Below are 3,478 nucleotides of genomic sequence, written 5' to 3' on the forward strand. Positions count from 1 at the left end.
GTGGTTGTGACACCACGAAATTATCCATTTAAATTTCGTAAAGGGCCATCATTAGATCACCACTATGCCATTACGGGGATGGCATTAGTTGAGGATGGCTATCCCTTGTATTTTGATGGAGCAAATGAAGAAGGCTTGGGAATGGCTGGTTTAAACTTTGATGGGCCTTGCCATTATTTCCCGGAAGATCCAGGAAAGGATAACGTGACACCATTCGAGTTTATCCCTTACATTTTAGGACAATGTAAAAATGTTACCGAAGCACGCAAGCTACTTAGTAATTTGAACTTAGTTAAGATTGATTTCTCCGCAAAGCTCCACTTGTCACCGCTTCACTGGCTTATTGCCGATAAATCCGGTGAGGCAATTGTGGTTGAGTCAACGGCAGAGGGGCTAAATGTTTATGATAATCCTGTTGGCGTTTTGACTAATAATCCCGAATTTCCTAAGCAATTGCTAAATTTGAGTAACTATCAGAGTATTTCGCCGGCCTATCCAGAGAACACTTTGATCCCTGAAGTTAAGCTCAGTACTTATAGCCGTGGATTTGGTTCCCGCTTCTTACCGGGTGGGATGGATTCAGAAAGTCGGTTTGTTAAAGAAGTCTTCACCAAAGCACATGCACCCAAGGGAAAATCAGAAATTGAAAATATTACTGATTATTTTCATAATCTGCATGCGGTTGAACAACAAAAGGGCCTTGATCAAGTGGCTCCTGGACAATTTGAATATACAATTTATTCTGACGGGATTAACTTAACTACGGGAACTTTCTACTATTCAACGTACGATAATAATCAAATTAATGCAGTTAAGTTAGAAGAGGATAAGTTGGATCAAACTGAGTTACTTCAATACCCGCTTCAGAGCAAACAAACCATTAATTTCCAAAACTAAATAATCACGCAGAATTTCCTTCATTTTAGTAGATGATTAGACTCGCCTAGTCAAAATGAAGGGAATTTTTTTATTCACTAATATACATAATAAATTATTATTTTTGAATAAAAATGACAAATTATTGATTTTAGCTTGCTTTAAATTAATATTTATTGTATATTTATTATCAATTTCAAAAATGGATGGAGGATATACAGATGACAAAAGAAAAAATTGTATTAGCTTATTCCGGTGGTTTAGACACTTCAGTTGCAATCGCGTGGTTAAAAAACAAGGGATATGACGTGATTGCATGTTGTATTGATGTTGGTGAAGGAAAAGATCTTGAAGCAATTAAGGAAAAGGGGAAGCAAGTTGGCGCGTGGAAGTCAGTGGTAATTGATGCTAAACATGACTTCGCTGAACAATTTGTTTTGCCAGCGCTTCAAGCACATGCAATGTATGAGCAAAAGTACCCACTTGTTTCTGCACTATCCCGTCCATTAATCGTTCAAAAACTGGTGGCTGTTGCCCGTGAATATGGCGCTACTGCAATTGCCCATGGCTGTACTGGTAAGGGGAACGATCAAGTTCGTTTTGAAGCCGGTATTCATGCCCTTGCTCCAGAAATGAAAATCGAAGACCCAATTCGTGATTGGCATTGGTCACGGGAAGAGGAAATTCAATATGCCAAGGATAACAATATTCCAGTTCCAATTACTAAGGCTAGCCCATATTCAATTGATGAAAACCTTTGGGGCCGGGCAAATGAATGTGGAATTCTTGAAGATCCATGGGCTGCCGCACCAGCCGATGCGTATGACCGGACAGTAGCGATTGAAGATGCTCCAGATACCCCGACAACAATCGAAATTAGTTTTGAAGAAGGGGTGCCAACAGCCATTGATGGTGAAAAACTACCACTTGATGAATTAATTATGAAATTAGATCATCTTGCTGGTAGTCATGGAATTGGTCGAATTGATCACGTTGAAAACCGGCTGGTTGGGATTAAGTCACGGGAAATTTATGAATGTCCAGCAGCAACTGTTTTACTGGCTGCTCATAAAGACTTGGAAGACTTAACCTTAGAACGTGAATTAGCCCATTTTAAGCCGATTGTTGAACAAAAGATGAGTGAGATTATTTATAACGGCCTTTGGTACTCACCGCTAATGAAGTCACTAGTTGCATTCATCGATCAGGCACAAGCAGTTGTCAATGGTGTTGTCCGGGTAAAGCTATTTAAGGGAAACGTAATCTGTGAAGGACGGAAGTCGCCTAACTCCCTTTACGATAAGAATCTGGCTACATATACCTCAGCAGACGAATTCGATCAGGAAGCAGCTACCGGATTTATCAAACTATGGGAACTTCCTGATAAGGTCTATGCCCAAGTCCAGAAAAAGGCATTGGCAACGAAGCAAGAACAAATTAATAATAAAGGTGTGACTGCCGATGCCGATTAAGCGAATGTGGGGTGGCCGGTTTGAGGAAGCTGGCGATGACTTTATTAATAATTTTGGTGCATCAATTGGCTTTGACCAGGAGATGGCTGAAGAAGATATCCATGGTTCACTGGCTCATGTAAAGATGCTAAAAGCAACTAACATTCTCTCAGAAAATGATGCTGACCAAATTATTGCTGGCTTAGAGAAACTTGAACAGAAGTTACACCAAGGTAAGTTAAAGTTTTCGGTCGACAATGAAGATATTCATATGAATATTGAAGCGTTACTAACTGAAGAGATTGGCCCTGTAGCAGGAAAACTCCATACAGGACGGAGCCGAAATGATCAAGTAGCAACGGACTTACACTTATATGTTAATGAACGCTTGCCATTAGTTATTCAAGCATTACGTAATTTACAGCGCGTTTTAGTTAACAAGGCCGAAGAAAACGTGGAGACAATTATGCCCGGCTATACGCACATGCAGCATGCCCAACCAATTTCCTATGGGCATTACTTAATGGCATATTTTCAAATGTTTCAGCGGGATATTGAACGGTTTGAATTTAACAAACAGCATACTAGTATTTCACCATTAGGAGCTGCTGCTTTAGCAGGGACAACTTTTCCAATTGACCGTGAATTAAGCTCTCAATTACTAGGCTTTAACCAGCCGTATGCTAATTCATTAGATGCAGTTTCGGATCGTGACTTTGTCTTAGAATTCTTGAGTAATGCCAGTATTCTCATGATGCACTTGTCTCGCTTGTGTGAAGAGATTATTTATTGGTGTAGCTATGAATTTAACTATATTGAATTAGCGGATGAATATTCGACTGGAAGCTCAATTATGCCCCAAAAGAAGAACCCTGATATGGCCGAATTGATTCGCGGAAAAAGTGGTCGTGTTTATGGCGATCTGGTTGGCCTTTTGACAACGATGAAGAGCTTGCCGTTAGCATACAATAAAGATATGCAAGAGGATAAGGAAGGTGTTTTTGATGCCGTTAAAACAATTCTTCCTTCAATTAAGATTATGGCTGGGATGGTAAAAACGCTGCATGTCCATAAGGCACGGATGGAACATGCGACCCATAATGATTTTTCTAACGCTACTGAGCTTGCTGATTACTTAGCAACTAAGGGAA

The 3,478-nt window shown here is 40.0% G+C and carries 3 protein-coding genes; all 3 read left to right on the forward strand.

The features are described 5' to 3' along the window. Positions 1-897: choloylglycine hydrolase (gene bsh, locus HMPREF0549_RS04075; protein WP_040531140.1), on the forward strand; the 897-nt coding region annotated here is incomplete at its 5' end. Between the two features lie 200 nt (positions 898-1,097). Beyond that, positions 1,098-2,348 carry an argininosuccinate synthase gene (locus HMPREF0549_RS04080; protein WP_040531143.1) on the forward strand — a complete coding sequence of 417 codons (1,251 nt, stop codon included), beginning with the start codon at positions 1,098-1,100 and terminating at the stop codon, positions 2,346-2,348. Next, on the forward strand, positions 2,338-3,478 hold a 1,141-nt coding region (gene argH, locus HMPREF0549_RS04085), incomplete at its 3' end, for an argininosuccinate lyase (protein WP_003716985.1). The genes HMPREF0549_RS04080 and argH, both read left to right, overlap by 11 nt.

The sequence above is a fragment of the Limosilactobacillus vaginalis DSM 5837 = ATCC 49540 genome, from assembly GCF_000159435.1.
Lineage (GTDB): Bacteria > Bacillota > Bacilli > Lactobacillales > Lactobacillaceae > Limosilactobacillus > Limosilactobacillus vaginalis.